Below are 20,662 nucleotides of genomic sequence, written 5' to 3'. Positions count from 1 at the left end.
TCTGGCTCATCAATTACTGACTTAAATTTCGCTCAAATAAACTTCGAGTAATTTAAACCAATCAATCAATGAAAATTATTTCGATTAATCAATCAGTAAAAATCCACACAAGTTGTTCTTCAATTCTCTTAATGATTTTTCTGCTCCTCATCAGAGACAGAATTCAACGCAATACAAAACCTTCATCTTAACCCTGTAAGCTAAGATATTCTCGTGTATCGCGTCGGGATGAGTGCATTATAGGGAAAAAAAACCGGTACGCAAGCACTTTTATAAATATGCGCGCTCGACCGGTTCTTTTTCAGCCAAATAAAATTTTAAAAATAATTAAATAACTGATTTATATGGTTAATTTATTTTTGAAAATTTTTAATCTTTATATCTACTATTTTTATAGGCTGTTTTGGTACGTTTTGATGCATGCCATAGTTTGATGTAGGAGCCTGAACAATACGGTCAACTACATCCATTCCTTTGACCACTTTACCAAAAACGGCATATCCCGGATTTCCTGGTGAACGGTTAAGAAAATTATTGTCTGCAACATTTATAAAAAACTGGCTAGTTGCTGAATCAGGATTTGAAGTACGGGCCATCGCCAAAGTACCTCGTGTATTTGCAATACCATTTCCCGCTTCGTTTTTAATAGGTGCTCGTGTTGACTTTTCCTGCATGTTCGCAGTCATTCCGCCACCTTGAGCCATAAATCCTGGAATGACACGGTGAAAGATGGTCTCTTTATAAAAACCAGATTTTATATAGCCTTTAAAGTTATTCACACTCATTGGTGCTTTATCATCGTATAATTCTATTTCGATGTTGCCTAAATTTGTTTGCATCTCAACTAAGGTATTCGCCCACACTGAGTGACTACTTACTCCTAAACACAACAACATCAATAATTTTTTCATATTGCCCTACAACAACTTTATAAATAATTAACCGTTAAATCTAATCGCCTACGGCAAACAATTCTAGTGAGTATTTATTAATAGCTTTATATAGCTTTTATATTAATCCACGTTCCACGTGAAACATGGATTAATCAGCTTACTTAACTATTTTTATCCCAAAACTTTCTAAAGTTTTTACTAATTTCGATCGTATAACGTTTTGCTTTTCTAGAAATCGGAGTCAGGTTAATAAAGCCATGGGTCTGATCCGGAAATTCTTCATAATGCATTTTCACGCCATTTTGTCTTAACTTATGACTATATATTTTAGCTTCATCATGTAAGACATCATGCCCCGCTGTAATCACAAAAGCGGGTGGGTTTTTCTTTAGATTGCCATAGGTAGGTGAAATTATTGGATCATCAAGTTCTACATTATGATGCGTTGCATAATATTGTGTGACATAGTCAATATCAGTATTTGTTAAGACTAACCCTTCGTTATAAGCATAAAATGAAGGATGTCTGCTTTTGAAGTCGACTGTAGGATAAATCAATAATTGTGCCTGCGGAGCATAAGCTTTATTTACTGATCTTTGCGCCACGACAGTACTAATATTTCCGCCAGCACTATCCCCTGCGACAGCAATTCTACTTTTTAATATTTTTAATTGTCTGCGGTTTTGATAAACCCAAGCTAATGCATCTTCACACGATTGAATTAAATGTTGTGGTGAAACTTCAGGTGCTAAAGGATAGTCGATACTGAGCACCTGTACTTTTGCATATTTTGCTAATAAGCGACAAACCTCATCATGAGTATCCAAACCACCTACAACAAAACCACCTCCATGATAGAACACGATTAAGGGCAGTTTTTTGTTAGGGGCAGGATGATAATGTCTAGCAAAGATAGTCCCGCTTTGTAGGGGTAAGCGAATATCTTCTACTAACTCAATATCAGTTGGTTTTTGGCGTATGGCCTGCATTTGTGCATCGAATGCTCTTCTTGATTCAATTGGGTCTGAACCAATAAATCCCACTCTCCCCTGTTTAATTTGCACAGCCATCATGCATTTCGTAAATGAATCGAGATCTGGATATTGATAAGAGTATCCTAAAATTTTAGCGAGAGACTCTTGAGCTAGTCGAGGTAACCTATCAAGTGCTCGAGCAGCAGGACCTTGCCCCTTATCTAGCAATGTTTGAATTTTTTGATTAAATGCTGTCATGCCTGTCTCCTTGAATCCCTCTTATCCTTCATATTTTCTACAGAATTCTTTGTTGTTTGACTATATTCGCATACAACTCATGCAATCAAGATACAAAGGTAAAAACCAATCTACGCTAATCTGATTTATAGCAAATGTCATTAACAAATCTGTCGTTTAAAACAGGACTTTTTTGCCAATTATTGGTAACAGACAAAAAGAGGTACTGCTATGTCAGCAAAACTAGTTGTTACTTTGTTAGCAACCAGTCTTTTAACTGTAGGCTGTGTTGCTTATACAGATGACCCTTATTATCGCGGTGGTTATGGTTACCATGATCATGATGACGATCGCTATGACCGTAATGATGGACGTCGATATAGTGAGTGGGAACGCAAACGTTGGGAAGAGCGTAAAAGATTATATGAACAACAACGCAAAGATATTCGTGAACAGGAAAAGGATCGTCGTGAATGGGAAAAACGACACCGTGAATGGGAGAAGAAACGCTTAGAAGACCGAGATCATGATCATAGAGATTATCGTCATGATGACTAAACATACTACTTTTATATAAAAAGCCCCAAAGCAATAAGTCTCTTGGGGCTTTTTTTGAGGAATATAAATTCTCTCTAATTTATAGAAAAATGAGTAGCAGCTCATTTCATATATGTATCGGCATCTTGAACATATACGTTCTATAAACTCATATCTCTTATTTTTAGCAGCAAATTACTGAGCAGTTGCAGAACCTGAAACTGAACCAGAAGCGCCAGCATCAACTTGACCTGGTTGAGCTTGACCAGAAACACCTGCATCTACACCAACACCAGCTTGTACGCCAGATGGGCTAGCACTTGTTTGAGCAGAACCAGAAGCATTTAAACCAGCTTCTGATGCACAACCAACAGCTGTAAATGCAACACCAGCAAGTACTACAGAGATAAGACCTAATTTTTTCATGATAGCTTTCCTTTCATTACGACAAACATTTAAATGCAAAGTTCATCTTCGCGCTGCCTATAATTCACAATTTTTTTTCTCAACGTGCGTATCATTGGTTGTCTTTTGTAGTAATAGCGGTACAAATTCTGCAATTTTTTATTAAAATTACTTTCTTAAATCAACTATATTATTTTATAAATGAAACTATAGATAAGCACTTGTTTAATTTTATCAATTTTTTATTTTTTCTCTATTTGACAGATATATTCAAAATATTTCCCTTTATAGAAACGCAATACAAGTTGCGTAGATTGTTACAGAGCTTTTTGACTTTTAAAATTGATTTTTCTGTAAGAAAGCCGTGAATTGTCACGGCTTTCTTGAAAGTTAATATGGCTTAAACATTAGATTATGGCCACTGCATTTCACCTTTTACCACTTTAGCGCCGAGCTCTAAGCTATCAACACTTTGAAGCGTTGGGTATTGCTTCTGCATGAGCTTGCTCAGCTCAGTAGCATTTTTAGTTGCTTTAGCTGCTTTTTCATAACTATTTAAATAGTTAATCGAAAAGTTAACAGCATCTAAACCTTGTGGAGCTCCCTCAACCATATGAGCAGGTACAACAATTTTAGGTTGTAGTGCTTTGATGCTTTCTAAAGATTGAATGACTTCCACACGATCTTTGGTTTTAGGTGTATCTGCCATCCATAAATGAATACCTGAAGATACCGGAATACCACCCACAACTGCTTTTGCAGAAGGAACCCATAAATAAGTAAGCTCTTTTTTACCTTTAATTTCGATTGACTCATTCTCAAGTTTTAAAGTTTTAGCAGTGTAAGCTTGAGGCACAATAATCTGGCTAGGTGCATTTGCACCCATTTGTGGCCCCCAATATTTAACTTTAAGCGCTTGAGTATCCTGAATATGCTTTACTGTTTCCGGCGTAGCAATAATCTGTACATTCGGGAAATACTGTTTAAATACATCTAAGCCGAAATAATAATCCGGGTCGCCATAGCTTACGAAAATAGTTTTTAATGTTTTACCGCTATCGAGAATATTTGCAGCAATACGTAATGCTTCAGATTTTGAGAATTGTGCATTAACCAGTAAAACTTCTTTGTCGCCTTCTATTAAGGTTGAGGTGACACCAAAGTGCTCTGGTTTAGCCAGAAAACTCTGAATTTTCAGATCTTGAGCAAGAGCTGACTGAGCCATAGTTAATGCCGTAGCAGTAGCAAGTGCGGAAGCGGATAATTTAAATAATTTCATTAGGTATTCTCCTGTTTCATGAAGAACACTTTAAATTGCAATTTATGTAAGATAAACGCACTAATTTAAGATAAACTGTTGCATATATTGTAATAATAGCTAGACATATGGATACTTTAAAAGCCATTCAGGTCTTTGTTTCTATTGCACAACACGGTAATTTAACTAAAGCCGCAGAGCATCTTAATTATTCTCGTGCAATGGTTTCGCGTTATCTTGAGCACCTTGAACATACGTTCTCAACTCGACTATTTCAGAGAAATACCCGAAAAATATCTCTTACACCCGCAGGTGAAAAAGCCCTGCTCTACTGCGAAAATATTTTACAGCAGCAACAACTTTTACAAGAACTCGCAGCACCTGAACAACACAACGGTACAATCCGTTTTACATGCGGATTATTTCTATTTGAACTTGGGGTTGCGGAATGTATTCGGCAATTTAAGAGACAGCATCCTCATATTCAGTTTGATGTGTACCTGACTGAAAGCACGATGGATCTTATAGATGCACAAGTGGACTTGGCACTACGCATTACTCAAAAAGTCGCAGATGGTTTAATTGCACGGCCAGTTTGTCAAATTGAATCCGTTTTCTGTGCTCATCCTGATTATTTAAAACAGCACAGTCCCCTACTCCATCCTCGTCAACTCATTCAACACGAATGTATTGCACATCATAGCCAGCATCAATTCTGGACACTTTTTGATAATGAACAACAACCTCAGAACTATCCTTTAAATGTCACTTTTAAAAGTAATGATGTGAATGCACTTTACGATATGTGCTTACATGCACAGGGAGTTGCAATGTTGCCCACATTATTAGTTGAGAGAGATTTAAAAGAAAAACGCTTAAAAGCTTTATTTAAAAATTTTACGGCCCCCGAGTTAAGTTTGTCGGTCGTGTATGCTTCTAGACAACATTTACCCCGGATTACTCAAGAATTTATAGCTTTTATGATCGAAAATTTAGATTTTTACTTAAAACCGCAAAATTAAAAGCTTTAAATTGCCGTGTACGCTTGAATTTTTAGGCAATGCCCATACTTCATCCCTATTAATGAATTACAGCATATGCATGGCAGTTCAGGTTTTACACAGTAAATACTGATGCCAAAAAGGACTGTACATGTTTAAAAACCCATTTAAACGGAGATCATCAATGGCTAATGAGCAAAACGAGCAAGCTCAAGACATTCAAAATGAGCAAGTTGAGCAATCTAACGAGCAAACTCAGGCTGAAGGTGTAGAGCAAGCAAACGACGTTACCGTTGAATCTTTACAAGCGCAAATCACTAAACTAGAAGAAAACCTTAAGCTTGAAAAAGCTCGTACTGCCAATGCAGTTTACGAAGCACAAAAAAGTGTAGAGCGTATTCAGCGTGAGTCTGAGAAGCATAAAGAGACTGTGCTTGAGAAATTTGCAAAAGAATTGTTGGACTCTGTCGACAATTTAGAACGCGCAATTCAGGCAGCTGGCGATGAAGAAACGCCTGTACTTGAAGGTGTTAAGTTAACCTTAAAGTCACTTTTAACGACTCTTGAGAAATTTGGCGTTGTAGAAGCTGATACTCAAAATGGTTTCAACGCAGATTTACACCAAGCTGTTGGCATTGATCCAAATGCAAAAGCAAATGAAATCGGTACCGTTTTACAAAAAGGCTATACCTTAAATGGCCGCTTATTGCGCCCTGCTATGGTTATGGTTGGTCAATAAAATGAGCAAAAGCAAAGCATCTCTTTGCTAAAAGCCCAAGAATTTGAGAGTTTTTTGATTTTTTTTCATAAAAATGCTTGAAAAAAACCGATTGACTCTCATATCGAATAACAAGCAAAAACATTGCAACAGAATTTTAGAGGAACACACCAAATGGCAAAAATTATTGGTATTGACTTAGGTACTACCAACTCATGTGTTGCTGTACTTGAAGGCGATAAAGTAAAAGTAATCGAAAACGCAGAAGGCGCACGTACAACTCCATCGATCATTGCGTATAAAGATGGAGAGATCTTAGTGGGCCAAAGCGCTAAGCGTCAGGCAGTAACAAACCCTAAAAATACATTATTCGCGATCAAGCGTTTAATTGGTCGTCGTTATGAAGATCAAGCAGTACAAAAAGACATCGGTCTTGTACCTTATAAAATCATCAAAGCAGACAACGGTGATGCTTGGGTTGAAGTAAACGATAAAAAACTAGCACCTCAACAGATCTCTGCTGAAATCTTGAAAAAGATGAAAAAAACTGCAGAAGATTATTTAGGTGAAACAGTAACTGAAGCGGTAATTACCGTTCCTGCTTACTTTAACGATGCTCAACGTCAAGCAACTAAAGATGCGGGTAAAATCGCTGGTTTAGATGTTAAACGTATCATTAACGAACCAACTGCTGCTGCACTTGCGTTCGGTATGGACAAAAAAGAAGGCGACCGTAAAGTTGCAGTTTACGACTTAGGTGGTGGTACATTCGACGTATCTATCATTGAAATCGCGGACCTTGATGGCGACCAACAAATTGAAGTGTTATCAACTAACGGTGATACTTTCCTTGGTGGTGAAGACTTCGATAACGCGTTAATTGAATACTTGGTTGAAGAATTCAAGAAAGAACAAAACGTAAACTTGAAAAACGATCCACTTGCGTTACAACGTTTGAAAGAAGCTGCTGAAAAAGCAAAAATCGAGCTTTCTTCTTCGAATGCAACTGAAATCAACCTTCCATACATCACTGCTGATGCGACTGGTCCTAAACACTTAGTGATCAACGTAACTCGTGCAAAACTTGAAGGTTTAGTTGCTGATTTAGTTGCTCGTACTATTGAACCTTGTAAGATTGCACTTAAAGATGCTGGTCTTTCGACTTCTGACATCTCTGACGTCATCTTAGTTGGTGGTCAGTCTCGTATGCCACTTGTACAACAAAAAGTACAAGAATTCTTCGGTAGAGAGCCACGTAAAGACGTGAACCCTGACGAAGCAGTTGCAATCGGTGCTGCAATTCAAGGTGCTGTATTGTCTGGTGACAAGAACGACGTATTGCTTCTTGACGTAACACCTTTAACTTTAGGTATTGAAACAATGGGTGGTGTATTAACACCAATTATTGAGAAAAACACAACGATTCCTGCGAAGAAATCACAAGTGTTCTCTACTGCTGCTGATAACCAACCAGCGGTAGATATTTCAGTTTACCAAGGTGAACGTAAGATGGCTCAACAAAACAAATTGTTGGGTAACTTCCAGTTAGGTGACATCCCACCTGCTCCACGTGGTGTGCCACAAATTGAAGTATCTTTCGATATTAACGCTGACGGTATCTTGAAAGTGTCTGCAAAAGACAAGAGCACTGGTAAAGAGCAATCGATCCAGATTAAGGCAAACTCAGGTTTATCTGATGCTGAAATCGAAGCGATGATTAAAGATGCAGAAGCAAATGCTGAAGAAGACCGTAAGTTTGAAGAACTTGCAAAAGCTCGTAACGAAGCTGATGCATTAATTTCAAGCTCAAACAAAGCTGTTAAAGATCTTGGTGACAAAGTAACTGAAGATGAAAAAACAGCGGTAAATACAGCAGTTTCTGAACTTGAAGCAGCAACAAAAGAAAATGATGTTGAAGCAATCAAAGCGAAAACAGAAGCTTTACAAAACATCTTAATGCCGATCACTCAACGTGCTTATGAACAAGCGCAACAAGCTGGCGGTGCTGAAGGTTTCGACCCAAATGCATTCCAAGGTGGTGATGCTGGTCAACAAAAAGCAGACGATGGCGTTGTAGATGCTGAGTTCACTGAAGTAAAAGATGACAAAAAATAATTTGTCTCTTTAAAAAAGACCGCGCGAAGGCGCGGTTTTTTATTATTTACAAAAAGTAACAATAATATTTTTATATATTTCCATGAACTTAATAGGCATAATAGTCAATTATAAAAATTAACTATTTATTATTTATAGATATTTTAAAAAATTAAAATCACTGTTATGAAATCCATTAATTTTTCCATTAATGCCAAACACATGTATTTATTTATTCTCTTTCTTTAGCAAGTTCACAAAACAATCGCTATCTCTGGTCATTTTTATCACTTTGACGAATAAGGATTACATCCTAACAATAAGAATTTATTTATATTTTTATTTTTGCCATGAAAAAATTTCTATGGTGGGGAATAAGTTTATACTTCAGTATAAGCTTACAGGTAGCTGTTTTTGCTCAAAGCAATTTATCAAATATTTCTTTTAATCAGCCTTTAAAATATAGGGTTGATTATATAGATCCATGTTTTGAATTAACGAAAGAACAATTTATTCAAATTGGTAAAGAAGCAGCTGAAATTTGGCAAAAAGAAACTGGAAAAACCTATTTTATTTATGATTCTCAAGCAGAGCTTACTATTAATTTAGTATTGGACAATCAACAAGCTACTCAAAATGAAAGAAAAAATAGTATAAATGAGCTATTAAAGCAGCAGGAAGAATGGAGAGAGAAAAATAAAGCTATTCTTTTATTTAAACAACAAATTGATCAGGAAACCTCTCTTTTGAATAAAGAAAAAGAGAATCTCAAGTATAAATTCGAACTATATCAAAAAGATGTATCTCTTTTTAATCAAGGAAACTATAGGCAATTTACTCAAAGCAGTTTAAACAAACGCCAAGCTGAGTTAAGCCAGCTTTCGTTAGAATTACAAACAAAGTTTTCTCAACATAGCAATAAAATAGAAATGCTTAATAGACAAATTAAGCAAATAAATCAACAACAAAGCTTGCTTAATCAATCTATTGAGAAATTTAATTTGAGCACGACTTCTGGCTCAAAAACTTTTCATAAAGGCTTGTTTAGTCAAAACCAAATTCAGATTTATGGCTTTACTTCATTCGATGATCTGCGCCTAACACTTGCTCATGAGTTTGGACATGCATTAGGTTTAAAACACACCGATGATCCTAAATCTTTGATGTACCCTCTTTTAAGAGAGCAGGATATTCATAACTTCAAATTAACAAATTCAGATTTAGATCTATTGGCTACATTATATGGTTCAAATGACGAAAATCATTAAAACTAACTGATTAAATAAACTAAATAAAATAAAAACTATTCAATTTTTACTAAAAAATAATTTGGCATTTGGTAAAAAATAATGAGACACAAGTCTCATTATTTTGTCGAAATTGTATATTTTTTGATTGATTTTTCATTTTATATTCTTATAATACGTTTTTTTTCAAATCTCCCCCCTTTGATTATGCGTTTAACTTCTTTGTTATTAGGCATGGCCTTTGCTTTTTCTAATTTTCAGGCTAATGCTAATCTTGCGACTCCCCTACACACCCAAGTTCAGCAAAAAAATGTTCAACATTTGACATATAAAATTGCTGAAGTTGACCCTCGTTTTGGTTTAAGTCAAGAGCAATTGATCCAGATTACACAGCAAGCTGCTGATATTTGGAAAGAAGGTACAGGTAAAAATTACTTTACTTATGACCCAAATGCAAAGTTAGAAATTCGTCTTGTATACGATGACAGCCAAAATCGTTCAGCAGAGCGTCAAAAAATCGCTTCTCAGTTCAAACAAGACCAACAACGTGTAATTGATGAGCAACAACAAATTAAACAGTTGAAGCAAAATTTAAGTCAAACTCAATCGGATCTTGAAAATAAAAAACAGATCTTAAATGAAAAATTGAAGAATTTTGATCAACAGATGATGCAGTTTAAGGAAGGAAAATTAGCTCCTGAATACACTGCAAAATCACTTTCGAAAACTCAGAAAGATTTACAGAAACAGACAGTTGCTTTAAAGAAAGATATCGCTGCTTATAATCAGCAAGCTGCAGACTTAAATAAAAAGGTTACTCACTTTAACCAGATTAATGATGAATTCAATCAATCATTAAATCAGTTTAAGCAAAATGCCCAAGCTGATGTATTTAAGAAAGGTATTTATAACGGTAAACAAATCATGATCTATGAATATAGTTCTATTGATGATTTACGTTTAACAATTGCTCATGAATTAGGCCATGCACTTGGCTTAAAACATAGTGATCAACCGGGTGCTTTAATGTACTCAGTTCGAAAAGATAGCGATAAAAAAAGTAATATTTTAACTGATGCTGATCGTGATCTATTAAGCGCTTTACCTCAATAATTAGATACTGAACTCATACGATGTATCTATTTTATAAATAGATACATCGAAATTCATGTCAAAGTCATGTTATTGTGGTTGTAAGAGCCGTCTAAAATAGAATGGAGATCAAGATGAGTTATTATCATATCCTGATTGAAGTAAATGATCACATTAGTACGATTGAGCAAACTCGAGATATCGAACTATTTGATATTATTGAACTTAAACCTTACCTTCATTCTATTTTATTACCTTACTTCAATGAGCAAGAAATTGAGCTTGAAGATGAAAATATTGAATATAAAGATATTTTACATCTGGAAGTTAAGCAGACATTATTGCCTATCGAGCACCTAATTGAAGAAGAACAAAAGCAGCTACCAAGTGATACTGATGTCACAATTACTGCTTATGAAATCTTTAATGACCGTGATTTAAGCCAAGATGTTACCTCAGTTATTTTTGATATATTGGAAGCAGTTAAGCTAGATCAATCTATAGTTTAGCTGTTCAATAAAAAAGGTCTGCATATGCAGACCTTTTTTATTGAATATTTTATTGCATCATTTTTCGTGCTTGTTCTTGGCGGAATGCACGTAAAATTTGTTGCCCTGCCCGTCCTGTTGGATTTAAACCTAAACGGGTTTGCTCCTGACGAATAGCAACACGGGTTTTATCGCCAATCAATCCATCAACAGCACCAATATCATAACCACGATTAATCAAAAATTGCTGAATTTCGCGACGCTCTGCACGTGAAGTACCAGGATCATCAGTTGGCCAAGAGCTAACAAATGGACCTGCTCCTCTTAAGCGATCAGACAAATGTGCAATTGCTAGCCCGTAACTTTCCGCAGCGTTGTAACTATAAATAGCATCAAAATTCTTAAATACTAAAAATACTGGTCCACTTGGTCCTGCTGGAGCCATTAAACCGGCTGGCGTACTACCAGACAAAGGACCTTGTATTAGTGGCGAACCATCAATCCGTGTTACTCCTCGCGCACTCCAACTGCTTAATGGTTTTTTCGAGCGTCGTCCTTCTCCATCAATTGACATGCCTGCTGGAATTTGAACTTCAAAGCCCCAAGGCATACCCGTCTGCCAACCTGCTTTATTCAAGAAATTAGCCGTTGATGCCAATGCATCTGCAGTACTCGATACTAAATCGCGTCGGCCATCTCCATCAAAATCAACCGCTAAGCGTTCATAAGTTGATGGCATAAATTGAGTATGACCAAATGCTCCTGCCCACGAACCTTTAAGTTGATCTTCAGTTAAGTCACCACGCTGTAAAATACGCATTGTGGCAAAAAACTCGGTACGAAAATAACTTTGCCGGCGCCCTTCACAACTTAAAGTTCCAAGCGCTTGTAATAAAGGATATTTTCCAGAGATATCACCAAAATTACTTTCAACGCCCCATACTGCCACAATGGTTTCCGCAGGCACACCATACACTTGAGAAGCACGATTTAAAACATCACGGTGTTGTGCAAGTTTTTGTTTTCCAAGTGCAACACGTTCTTCATCTACCAGACCAGACAAATAATCCCAAATCGGTGTCGAAAACTCTGGTTGGTAATTTAACTTATCAATCACCGAGTAATCTGGTGTTAAATTTTGCGTATAGCGATCATAAGTGCTACCTGAAACACCAGCAGCAATAGCCTGTGAACGTAAATTTGCCAAACAACTCTGGAAATTATTATTAGGCGTATAAGTATCACTATTCGTTACTGGAACAGTCGCATTACTAGATATTGTAGAACCATTAATTACCAGCTCTGCTTGAGCCTGGGTCATCGCCAAAAATACAGACCCAACAATACAAGAAAAACGTCGCATATTATCCTAGTTCAATTTTTAAATTTAAATTTGTAAGTACCATACCATTATGGACTCAAATTTTTCAGAGAGAAATCGTAAATTTGAATTCATAATTACTTCTTTAAATTCATTTCCAGAATTTTAAATTCAAATCTCCCCTCTATTTTTGAATTTAAAACTTTCCTCACAAGATGAATTAATTTTTAAATTCAAAATCCGCCCTCTAATTTAAATTCAAAAAGTTCATTTTAAATTTAAAAATCCATGCCCCATCCACTTGTGGATAACTCATAAAACCACACACCTAAAGCGCCTTACACACTATATTCTTTATGCTTTTCATAACTCTTGTGAAGTACAAACCCTTGGCTACTCATGAATATACGTTTTAAATTTAAAAGTCAGGCGCAGTTTTGAATTCAAAATATCACTTAGACAACATGCATCTTTTTAAATTCAAAACAAACACAAGCTGGAGTACCAGATTTAAATTCAAACTTTAAGTATTGGGGATAACTTATTTTAAATTCAAAAACTCTCAAAACAACTTATTTCATTTTTAAATTCAAAAGCTCAACAAAAGTTATCCACAGTGAGCAAATAACAGGATTTTAATATTTTTTAAATTTAAAAGACAAAAAAAGCGATCCGAAGATCGCTTTTTAGAAAATTTAACTTATTTAAATGATCATATCATCTGTTAAAGCGAGTGGTTCTGGCAAAATTTTCGCTAACTGACGGCATAAATTCGTCAATTCATTACTATCCACAGGCATTAACGTAATGTGACCTAACTTACGGCCCGCACGTTCCGATTTATTATAAAGGTGCAGATGAGCGCCATTCAGTGCCAAAACATCCTCAGTTTTAGGATGTTGACCAATAATATTGATCATAACCGTTGGGCGAATAACTTCTGTTGAGCCTAATGGTAATCCTGCAACAGCTCGAATATGGTTTTCAAACTGAGAACAAACCGCGCCTTCAATTGACCAGTGGCCTGAGTTATGCACACGCGGTGCCATCTCATTCGCGCATAAGCCTTGTTCTGTCACAAATAGCTCGAGAGTTAGTACACCTACATAGTTGAGATGATTTAACAAACGCGTAATGTAGTCTTGAGCAATAGGTTGTAGAGCTTCACTATTCGGTGCAGGTACGATTGAGTGAGACAAAATACCGTTGTGATGGTGGTTTTCAGCCAATGGCCAAGTTTTTACTTCACCATTTTGACCACGTACTGCAATAATCGAAACTTCGCGAGAAAATTTCACAAAGCTTTCAGCCACTAAACTTTTTGCAGGACCAAGCTCTGCCCAAGCTGTATCAATTTGGTCTTCGGAACGAAGTACAAACTGACCTTTGCCATCATATCCGCCAGTTGCAGTCTTAAGTACAATCGGCAAACCAAGCTCAGCAACAGCTTTTTTCAAGCTTTCTAGACTATCTACAGCACGATACGGCGCAACAGGAATCTCAAGTTCATCAAACAATGCTTTTTCTGACAAACGATTTTGCGCAGTTGCTAAAGCAATACGGGGAGGGTGCAGTGTTTTAGTTTGTGTTAACACATCTACATCTGCAACAGGTGTATTTTCAAACTCAAGACTAAAAACATCAGCACTTTCAATAAACTGCTTTAAACCTTGTTCATCTTGACTAGAAAAAACTTGGCCTAAAACACCTGCTGGACAATCTGTATTTGCTTCAAAAAAAGTACATTGAATATTTAATGGTAAAGCTGCTTGCGCCATCATACGGCCCAATTGCCCACCACCAAAAATACCGATAGTTTTATCCATTTCAGCCTCTTAAACCTGTCCCGGAATATTGTTGTTTGCAACTTTATCAGTTTGTGCAGCACGGAAATCTGCAACATTTTTTGCAATTTCAGGACGAGTTAAACCTAAGATTTGAGCAGCCATAATCGCAGCATTGGTCGCACCAGCCGGACCAATTGCCAAAGTACCTACAGCGATACCTGCTGGCATTTGTACAATTGAAAGTAATGAATCTACGCCATTTAAAATTGATGATTTAACTGGTACACCCAATACAGGTAAATCAGTTTTTGCCGCACACATACCTGGTAAATGCGCAGCTCCACCAGCGCCTGCAATAATCACTTGAATACCACGATCACGCGCAGTTTCTGCATATTCAAACAAACGGTCCGGAGTACGGTGAGCAGATACCACTTCCGCTTCAAATGGGACACCAAGTTGTTTAAGCATATTGGCAGTATGTTCAAGCGTTGCCCAATCGGACTGGGAACCCATGATAATTCCGACTAAAGGTTGGGTATCTGTTGCGACCGCGTTCATTGGCATTTCCAAAGCGTAAAAATGGTAAAAACTCGACTTGTACCAAGCCAAGCATGAGAGAAAAAGATGAGGCCAATATTATAGCTGTTTTTTCACTCACCCCAAAGCCCAAGTTTATGTGGAAAAAGCATGATTCCGATGGATTTAACAACGATCTGTCTGAAAACCCAATTTCATATAATTTTACTGGCTTCTAAATACAAAATAGACACAACCAAACAAGCATAACATAGCCCAAACATAGTCTAGCTTGAACGGCTGCTTAAATAGCAACACCATAAATGGAACAAATACAATAAGCGTGACAACTTCTTGGGTAATTTTCATTTCACCCAAAGTCCAACCTTGGTCACTCAAGAGTCGAGTTGCCGGAATCATAAAACTATATTCAAGCAGGGCAATAGTCCAACCAAATAAAATCGCTTGCCAGAATGGTGCGTGGTGCAAAAACTTAAGATGCCCATACCATGCAAGTGTCATAAAACAGTTAGAAATAATTAACAGAACGAAAGCTAAAACCGTTGGGCTCAAAGGCACATCCTTCATCATCACGATGATGTAAGTATTAATATGGATCGAAAATATTATAAAAGATAAAACTATAATTCAGCTTAAATCTAAAAAATAAAGCTGTACTTTTATGAACGCCTCAAACACATAGAACAACAACGAATTTTGACTATCTTTTCCAGTTGAGCCTTGCTATCGTTGCTGGCAAATTTATCAATAATGAAAACACAGTAATTCACATTAATACTGTGTACAAAAGCAGTGGAGAAGGCGAGCAATGCATCTGCATATCTTGGGTATTTGTGGCACTTTTATGGGCTCTTTAGCACTTTTAGCTCGTGATTTAGGACATAAGGTAACAGGTTCCGATTCAAACGTTTACCCGCCAATGTCTACCCAGTTAGAAAATGCAGGTATTGAACTCATGCAGGGCTATGACCGTAGCCATTTACAGCCTCATCCGGACTTGGTTATTGTCGGCAATGCCATGAAACGTGGTATAGATGCTGTCGAATACATGCTAAATGAAGGTCTGCCATATATTTCTGGTCCACAGTTCCTTGCTGATCACGTTTTACAAGGTAAACATGTGCTTGGTGTGGCGGGTACTCACGGGAAAACAACTACGACAACCATGCTTGCTTGGGTACTTGATCAGGCGGGTTTAAACCCGGGCTTTTTAATTGGCGGTGTTCCACTTGGTTTTAGTGAAAGCGCTCGTTTAGGCGGTGGCAAATACTTTGTGGTTGAAGCCGACGAATATGACTCAGCTTTCTTCGATAAACGTTCTAAGTTTGTTCATTATCATCCAAAAACGGCGATTTTAAATAACCTTGAATTTGACCATGCCGATATTTTTGATGACCTGGCAGCGATTCAAAAGCAATTCCATCATCTGGTTCGTACTATTCCAAGTGAAGGCCGTATTATTGCGCCAATTACCGAAACTCATATTGATGAAGTACTTGAAATGGGCTGCTGGACACCAGTGATTCGTACAAGTTTAGAAGCAAATGAAAAAGCGGCTTTGTCTGCCGAATTAATTTCAATTGATGGCAGCCATTTTAAATTACTCGAAAATGGCAATATTGTTGGCGAAGTGAAATGGAGCATGACAGGGCAACATAGCGTAGCGAATGCATTGGCAACGATTGCAGCCGCTCAGCATGTAGGCGTTTCGCTTGAAAAGGCATGTGAAGCTTTGTCTAACTTTGGCGGTGTAAAACGCCGTATGGAGTTACTCGGCACGATCAATGGTATTGAGGTTTATGATGACTTCGCTCACCATCCCACAGCAATCGACACGACTTTAGATGGCGCACGTAAACGTTTAGGCGAACGTCGTTTATGGGCCATTATTGAGCCACGTTCAAATACCATGCGCATGGGTAGCCATAAAGATGGCTTGGCACATTCTGCACGTTTAGCAGACGAAGTGATCTGGTATCAGCCAGAAGGCCTAGATTGGGATTTACAACCTGTGATTGAAGCTGCGACTAACCATGCCCAAGTCAGCCGTTCACTTGATGAAATTATTGACCGTATTGTCAATGAAGCAGGTGAGGGTGATGCCGTTGTAATTATGTCGAATGGTGGTTTTGGTGGCTTACATCAAAAACTTATGAGCGCATTAAAAGCAAAAGCTGCTTAACTTTCGCTCCAGATGATTCAATAAAAAACGGGTTTCAAATTGAAACCCGTTTTTTAGTTTAATTATTTTTTAAACCTGTTTTGGCTCTATATTTTCCATAAATTTATTCGAGATGAATAAACGTAACGTATAGACAATACCCATCGCAAACACGCTATATCCCACGTTATTACAAATAAACGGAATACATAAAATAATGAGTGCAGTAATAGGATAAAACCATTTAGTAATTCCAGATAAGCACTGAAACTCGTAAAGTATCCATATGCAGCTGGTATAAAGCACCACACTCACCGCGACAATTACACCCATGTATAAATCAGAAATATGGGCATGGTGGGTGGTAACATCCACAGCAGCAGCAAGGGCAGCACCTACGGCAGCAACACTCACAAAAACAAAATAATGGCCATATCCCCAAACAAACGGACGTACACCTTTAACATGATGATGCTGTTCACTGCGGTCAAAGTAAGCCCACCACATTGCAAACATCAACATTAATCCGCCAATCATTAAAAAAACAGCCGGAATATTAATAGATTGAGCCGCAAGCGCATCACGAATGGCATTAAAGCTACCTACGATGGATTCCCCTAAAACGATAATAGTAAGAAGGGCATAGCGCTCTACAATATGGTGAGGATGCCACGGCGTAGGCGAATATTTTTCTGCATAGATAGGAACAAATAACTCGACCACAACCAGAAGTAAAAATAAAGGAATTGAAAGGGCATGAGCAAAGTTAGCAACAAGCCAACCAATTTGTACCAATACGATACCTACGGCATAACGATACGCCGTAATTCGCCGTTCAGGGTCATGTTTTGCGGCTCTTAGCCACTGGGTGACTAAAGCCAAACGCATAATCACATAGCCGACAATAATGATGTCAAAATCCTGACTATGGAACACATCAGGAATACCTGCGGCCATGACTAATGACCCTACAATCTGTACAAAGGTAAGACACCGATACAATGCATCGTCATTATCGTAAGCCGAAGCAAACCATGAAAAATTCATCCATGCCCACCACAGCGCAAAAAATACCATCAGATAACTTGGTAATGCATGCCATAGATGATTTTCAATAATTGCATGATGTAGCTGCTGACCCGCTGTTGCAATCGCGACCACAAAAATTAAATCGAATAATAATTCGAGGGGAGTTGCTGCTCTATGCGGCTGTTCTGGATCTCTTGGAGATAGGGGCCTCAAACTTAATTTTTTCTGTTTTTCTTGAGTAGTCATAAAATAACGTTCTCGAATAAAGTGCCAACACGTTAACACTTTAATATTAACGCTCCGAACACGCATTAAAAATTATCTAGCCTTACTGTCTATTATTTACTCACAAATAAACTATATTTCATTTTTGTGACAATTCTTTATCAAGACCTTAAGCTTAATTCTTTATCATAGCTCACGTTTTTGTTCTTGTTTGGAATATGAATGTCTTTAGAAACACTCAACCTTAGCTTATTCCATGTCATTAATGGGGCTCAGGATGCGAGTCAATTTATCATTCGTCTTGCTATCTTTTTTGCTAATGATCTCCTCTATATTCTTTTATTCATACTTACTTTTTTATGGTTTTATGGCGATCAAGATTTAAAAAATAGGGTCATTAAATCTGTCTTTCTAACCTGTGTATCGCTTTTAGTCGGTTACGTTATTTCTCTGTTTTACCATCACCCAAGACCGTTTGTGATGGGTGTGGGCACCACCTTTATTGAACATGCGCCAACAGCGTCTTTTCCAAGTAATCATATGCTAATTTTTAGCACCATTGCCCTGTCTTATTTGTTTGCTCAGCGCAAAATAATTGGAATTATTCTTTTATTTTTGTCATTTGTGGTGGCGTGGTCACGTATTTATTTAGGTGTGCATTTCCCTTTAGATATGTTGGGTGCTTTTATTGTCGCGTTACTAGTCAACACAGCCGGTTATTACTTCTGGAATGTTTATGGTACGCCTTTAACAGCATTCTTTATTCACCTTTACCAGATTATATGCAAACCGCTTTTAGACCGTGGTTTGATTAAATAACCTCTAGAGCTTTTATGTAGTAAAACCACCACATGAAGTTCAGTTGCGTAATACAAAAAAATCTGCCATTCTATGTGGACTTGGATATGTTTTATCCAAAACAGAATTTAGTTTGACAAGGGGAGTAGCCTCCTCCAAACATAACAGCAATGTTATGTGTCAGATATCGTCAATACACTTTTATTAAAAAGTCGGTATCTGAGCATCGTGAAATTCATGGTGTAGGCAAGACCTTGATCATGTTGATACAGATGTTTAATTCATCTGGCAACTGGTCGAGGTTTTTTTATGCCCAATTGCCGGATGTATGGAGGATTTATGGAAACAATCGGCAATTTATGGCTGTACGTAGCATTCTTTGGCATAGTCATTGTGATGCTTCTGATTGACTTCTTGGGCTTTAAGCAAAAACAAGGTCAAGATGTTTCAATTAAGCAAGCTGCTTACTGGAGCGTGGCGTGGGTAAGCGTTGCAGCTTTATTTGGTGGTGGTTTATGGCTTTACCTACAACAAACAGTTGGGGTGACCTTAGCAAACCAAAAAACCATGGAATACTTTGCAGGTTACTTACTCGAAAAGTCCCTCGCAATTGACAACGTTTTCGTCTGGTTAATGATTTTCGCAGCGTTTGCTATACCGGCTGCGCTACAACGTAAAATTTTGCTCTACGGCGTATTGGGCGCAATCGTATTGCGTACCCTCTTTATTTTTATTGGTGCATGGTTCGTTCAAGAGTTTTCTTGGGTACTTTATATCTTCGGCGCGTTCTTGGTATATACAGGTTTTAAGTTCTTAAAAGGCCAAGAAGAAGAAACCAATATTGAAGATATCAAGCTTTTAAAATGGTTACGTAACCATATGCGTATTACGCCACAGCTTGAAGGTGACAAATTTTTTGTACGCCAAAACGGTTTATTATGGGCAACACCGTTATTTCTAGTTTTGATTTTGGTTGAAGCTTCAGACGTGATTTTCGCAGTAGATTCTATTCCTGCTATTTTCGCGGTAACTAGCGACCCGTTTATTGTTTTAACGGCGAACTTAATGGCAATTTTAGGTTTACGCGCAATGTTCTTTTTACTTGCTGGCGCTGCGACTAAATTGCATTACTTGCCATACGGCTTAGGCATTATCTTATTGTTCATTGGTGCAAAAATGTTGTTGCTTGATGTATTCCACATGCCAATCTGGATCTCATTAAGCTTTATCGTCATAGTGTTAGCAATCACTGCTTACCTCTCTTTACGACACAACAAAAAGCAATTGCAGTCTTAATTCATCACAACAAGGCATCTACATGTAAGATGCCTTGTTATCTAAATCTTCAAAAGAGACTGTACTTTAAAAAAACAGATCAATATCATATGCCAACCTAAAATTTATCTTTCCTAATCAGAAACATAATAGATAACAGCTAATCGGTATTTTATGCCGAATATATTTATTAAAATGTGTGGAGTCTCATGCGTTCTAAAAAAATTAATCTTGTCGTTGTCCCGTTATTACTCACGGCATGTAGCCATAATGATGGTCCTTTAGTACAAGACGTATATAACAACCAATATGACTGTGCTCGCGACTGGAATAATGAAACATGTAAACAAGAAAATAGCTCAAGTGGACATGGGTCTAGCTATGTTGGAAGCCGCTATTTAGGGCCTGCGTATTATCAAAATAATCGGGAAGTTTCTTATCACGGAAATACCTTACATCCTTACAGCAATTTGAGTGTAGGTCGCCCCATTATTTCAAGTACGGCGAAAAGCGCGTCTTCTTCATCCCCAATACGTGGGGGGTTTGGTCGTAGCGGTTTCTCTTTCGGCGGCTAAGTCTTTA

Annotated in this window: 19 protein-coding genes and 1 pseudogene; 11 read left to right on the top strand and 9 right to left on the bottom strand. The window is 37.5% G+C overall.

Annotated features, from left to right (window positions below):
- Nucleotides 1-353: 353 nt before the first annotated feature.
- Both C1642_RS00550 and C1642_RS00545 read right to left on the bottom strand, forming a co-directional pair.
- Entirely contained in the window at nucleotides 354-911 is a 558-nt protein-coding gene (locus C1642_RS00550) for a peptidylprolyl isomerase (protein ID WP_001986667.1), read from the bottom strand.
- Nucleotides 912-1,054: 143 nt separating this feature from the next.
- Nucleotides 1,055-2,125 carry an alpha/beta hydrolase gene (locus C1642_RS00545; RefSeq protein WP_000123589.1) on the bottom strand — a complete coding sequence of 357 codons (1,071 nt, stop codon included), beginning with the start codon at nucleotides 2,123-2,125 and terminating at the stop codon, nucleotides 1,055-1,057.
- Between the two features lie 210 nt (nucleotides 2,126-2,335).
- Between C1642_RS00545 and C1642_RS00540 the strand changes: the two genes are divergently transcribed.
- Nucleotides 2,336-2,662, top strand: coding sequence for a hypothetical protein (locus tag C1642_RS00540; RefSeq protein ID WP_001274776.1), 327 nt, complete (start codon nucleotides 2,336-2,338; stop codon nucleotides 2,660-2,662).
- Nucleotides 2,663-2,836: 174 nt separating this feature from the next.
- Here C1642_RS00540 and C1642_RS00535 read toward each other — a convergent pair whose 3' ends face one another.
- Nucleotides 2,837-3,067, bottom strand: a complete 231-nt coding sequence (locus tag C1642_RS00535) for a hypothetical protein (RefSeq protein ID WP_000733015.1) — start codon at nucleotides 3,065-3,067, stop codon at nucleotides 2,837-2,839.
- Nucleotides 3,068-3,458: 391 nt separating this feature from the next.
- Entirely contained in the window at nucleotides 3,459-4,325 is an 867-nt protein-coding gene (locus C1642_RS00530; protein WP_000765233.1) for an MBL fold metallo-hydrolase, read from the bottom strand.
- 107 nt (nucleotides 4,326-4,432) lie between these two features.
- On the opposite strand from C1642_RS00530, the pseudogene C1642_RS00525 reads away from it, so the two are divergent.
- From C1642_RS00525 to C1642_RS00500, 6 genes and pseudogenes are all read left to right on the top strand, one after another.
- A pseudogene (locus C1642_RS00525) lies at nucleotides 4,433-5,361 on the top strand (LysR family transcriptional regulator).
- A gap of 128 nt (nucleotides 5,362-5,489) precedes the next feature.
- The gene (gene grpE / locus C1642_RS00520; protein ID WP_001262789.1) at nucleotides 5,490-6,044 is read left to right on the top strand and encodes a nucleotide exchange factor GrpE; all 555 of its coding nucleotides are present in this window, start codon (nucleotides 5,490-5,492) and stop codon (nucleotides 6,042-6,044) included.
- Nucleotides 6,045-6,197: 153 nt separating this feature from the next.
- Nucleotides 6,198-8,138: a molecular chaperone DnaK gene (gene dnaK, locus C1642_RS00515; RefSeq protein WP_001062605.1), complete on the top strand. Its 1,941-nt coding sequence runs from the start codon at nucleotides 6,198-6,200 to the stop codon at nucleotides 8,136-8,138.
- A 329-nt stretch (nucleotides 8,139-8,467) separates the two neighbouring features.
- Complete coding sequence (locus tag C1642_RS00510; protein WP_103235754.1) at nucleotides 8,468-9,385, top strand: matrixin family metalloprotease; 918 nt, start codon at nucleotides 8,468-8,470, stop codon at nucleotides 9,383-9,385.
- 81 nt (nucleotides 9,386-9,466) lie between these two features.
- Nucleotides 9,467-10,477 carry a M57 family metalloprotease gene (locus tag C1642_RS00505; protein ID WP_001216196.1) on the top strand — a complete coding sequence of 337 codons (1,011 nt, stop codon included), beginning with the start codon at nucleotides 9,467-9,469 and terminating at the stop codon, nucleotides 10,475-10,477.
- A 101-nt stretch (nucleotides 10,478-10,578) separates the two neighbouring features.
- On the top strand, nucleotides 10,579-10,965 hold the full coding sequence (locus C1642_RS00500; RefSeq protein WP_001985173.1) for a hypothetical protein: 387 nt from the start codon (nucleotides 10,579-10,581) through the stop codon (nucleotides 10,963-10,965).
- Nucleotides 10,966-11,014: 49 nt separating this feature from the next.
- Here the strand turns inward: C1642_RS00500 and C1642_RS00495 are convergent, their stop codons facing one another.
- From C1642_RS00495 to C1642_RS00475, 4 genes are all read right to left on the bottom strand, one after another.
- A complete protein-coding gene (locus C1642_RS00495; protein ID WP_001252439.1) occupies nucleotides 11,015-12,307 on the bottom strand; it encodes a lytic murein transglycosylase in 1,293 nt (430 codons plus the stop codon).
- Nucleotides 12,308-12,969: 662 nt separating this feature from the next.
- Nucleotides 12,970-14,091 (bottom strand): 5-(carboxyamino)imidazole ribonucleotide synthase, encoded by a 1,122-nt coding sequence (locus C1642_RS00490; RefSeq protein ID WP_000361791.1) that lies wholly within the window; start codon nucleotides 14,089-14,091, stop codon nucleotides 12,970-12,972.
- Between the two features lie 9 nt (nucleotides 14,092-14,100).
- Nucleotides 14,101-14,613 carry a 5-(carboxyamino)imidazole ribonucleotide mutase gene (purE, locus tag C1642_RS00485; RefSeq protein WP_000994662.1) on the bottom strand — a complete coding sequence of 171 codons (513 nt, stop codon included), beginning with the start codon at nucleotides 14,611-14,613 and terminating at the stop codon, nucleotides 14,101-14,103.
- Nucleotides 14,614-14,796: 183 nt separating this feature from the next.
- Nucleotides 14,797-15,159: a DMT family protein gene (locus C1642_RS00475; RefSeq protein WP_002018080.1), complete on the bottom strand. Its 363-nt coding sequence runs from the start codon at nucleotides 15,157-15,159 to the stop codon at nucleotides 14,797-14,799.
- A gap of 241 nt (nucleotides 15,160-15,400) precedes the next feature.
- On the opposite strand from C1642_RS00475, the gene mpl reads away from it, so the two are divergent.
- Nucleotides 15,401-16,774, top strand: coding sequence for a UDP-N-acetylmuramate:L-alanyl-gamma-D-glutamyl-meso-diaminopimelate ligase (mpl, locus tag C1642_RS00470; RefSeq protein WP_103235753.1), 1,374 nt, complete (start codon nucleotides 15,401-15,403; stop codon nucleotides 16,772-16,774).
- A 69-nt stretch (nucleotides 16,775-16,843) separates the two neighbouring features.
- On the opposite strand, the gene C1642_RS00465 is transcribed toward mpl, so the two are convergent.
- On the bottom strand, nucleotides 16,844-18,094 hold the full coding sequence (locus C1642_RS00465) for a low temperature requirement protein A (protein ID WP_001266119.1): 1,251 nt from the start codon (nucleotides 18,092-18,094) through the stop codon (nucleotides 16,844-16,846).
- Nucleotides 18,095-18,229: 135 nt separating this feature from the next.
- Here C1642_RS00465 and C1642_RS00460 point away from each other — a divergent pair, with 135 nt between their 5' ends.
- The 3 genes from C1642_RS00460 to C1642_RS00450 all read left to right on the top strand — a co-directional run bounded on the left by C1642_RS00460 (nucleotide 18,230) and on the right by C1642_RS00450 (nucleotide 20,655).
- Nucleotides 18,230-18,826, top strand: coding sequence for an undecaprenyl-diphosphatase (locus tag C1642_RS00460; RefSeq protein ID WP_000051335.1), 597 nt, complete (start codon nucleotides 18,230-18,232; stop codon nucleotides 18,824-18,826).
- A gap of 318 nt (nucleotides 18,827-19,144) precedes the next feature.
- Nucleotides 19,145-20,101 (top strand): TerC family protein, encoded by a 957-nt coding sequence (locus C1642_RS00455; RefSeq protein ID WP_000447698.1) that lies wholly within the window; start codon nucleotides 19,145-19,147, stop codon nucleotides 20,099-20,101.
- Nucleotides 20,102-20,289: 188 nt separating this feature from the next.
- The gene (locus tag C1642_RS00450) at nucleotides 20,290-20,655 is read left to right on the top strand and encodes a hypothetical protein (protein ID WP_001256727.1); all 366 of its coding nucleotides are present in this window, start codon (nucleotides 20,290-20,292) and stop codon (nucleotides 20,653-20,655) included.
- The last annotated feature ends 7 nt before the right edge of the window (nucleotides 20,656-20,662 follow it).

The sequence above is a fragment of the Acinetobacter sp. AKBS16 genome, assembly GCF_002899995.1.
Taxonomy (GTDB): domain Bacteria; phylum Pseudomonadota; class Gammaproteobacteria; order Pseudomonadales; family Moraxellaceae; genus Acinetobacter; species Acinetobacter baumannii.
The sequence above is the reverse complement of the archived record's forward strand: the minus strand, read 5'-3'. Positions and strand labels throughout refer to the sequence as shown.

Excerpts from the sequence above, each read along its gene's own strand:
- C1642_RS00550 (WP_001986667.1), bottom strand. The coding sequence starts at position 911 with ATGAAAAAATTATTGATGTTGTTGTGTTTAGGAGTAAGTAGTCACTCA.
- C1642_RS00545 (WP_000123589.1), bottom strand. The coding sequence starts at position 2,125 with ATGACAGCATTTAATCAAAAAATTCAAACATTGCTAGATAAGGGGCAA.
- C1642_RS00540 (WP_001274776.1), top strand. The coding sequence starts at position 2,336 with ATGTCAGCAAAACTAGTTGTTACTTTGTTAGCAACCAGTCTTTTAACT.
- C1642_RS00535 (WP_000733015.1), bottom strand. The coding sequence starts at position 3,067 with ATGAAAAAATTAGGTCTTATCTCTGTAGTACTTGCTGGTGTTGCATTT.
- C1642_RS00530 (WP_000765233.1), bottom strand. The coding sequence starts at position 4,325 with ATGAAATTATTTAAATTATCCGCTTCCGCACTTGCTACTGCTACGGCA.
- grpE (WP_001262789.1), top strand. The coding sequence starts at position 5,490 with ATGGCTAATGAGCAAAACGAGCAAGCTCAAGACATTCAAAATGAGCAA.
- dnaK (WP_001062605.1), top strand. The coding sequence starts at position 6,198 with ATGGCAAAAATTATTGGTATTGACTTAGGTACTACCAACTCATGTGTT.
- C1642_RS00510 (WP_103235754.1), top strand. The coding sequence starts at position 8,468 with ATGAAAAAATTTCTATGGTGGGGAATAAGTTTATACTTCAGTATAAGC.
- C1642_RS00505 (WP_001216196.1), top strand. The coding sequence starts at position 9,467 with ATGAGACACAAGTCTCATTATTTTGTCGAAATTGTATATTTTTTGATT.
- C1642_RS00500 (WP_001985173.1), top strand. The coding sequence starts at position 10,579 with ATGGAGATCAAGATGAGTTATTATCATATCCTGATTGAAGTAAATGAT.
- C1642_RS00495 (WP_001252439.1), bottom strand. The coding sequence starts at position 12,307 with ATGCGACGTTTTTCTTGTATTGTTGGGTCTGTATTTTTGGCGATGACC.
- C1642_RS00490 (WP_000361791.1), bottom strand. The coding sequence starts at position 14,091 with ATGGATAAAACTATCGGTATTTTTGGTGGTGGGCAATTGGGCCGTATG.
- purE (WP_000994662.1), bottom strand. The coding sequence starts at position 14,613 with ATGAACGCGGTCGCAACAGATACCCAACCTTTAGTCGGAATTATCATG.
- C1642_RS00475 (WP_002018080.1), bottom strand. The coding sequence starts at position 15,159 with ATGAAGGATGTGCCTTTGAGCCCAACGGTTTTAGCTTTCGTTCTGTTA.
- mpl (WP_103235753.1), top strand. The coding sequence starts at position 15,401 with ATGCATCTGCATATCTTGGGTATTTGTGGCACTTTTATGGGCTCTTTA.
- C1642_RS00465 (WP_001266119.1), bottom strand. The coding sequence starts at position 18,094 with ATGCGTGTTCGGAGCGTTAATATTAAAGTGTTAACGTGTTGGCACTTT.
- C1642_RS00460 (WP_000051335.1), top strand. The coding sequence starts at position 18,230 with ATGTCTTTAGAAACACTCAACCTTAGCTTATTCCATGTCATTAATGGG.
- C1642_RS00455 (WP_000447698.1), top strand. The coding sequence starts at position 19,145 with ATGGAAACAATCGGCAATTTATGGCTGTACGTAGCATTCTTTGGCATA.
- C1642_RS00450 (WP_001256727.1), top strand. The coding sequence starts at position 20,290 with ATGCGTTCTAAAAAAATTAATCTTGTCGTTGTCCCGTTATTACTCACG.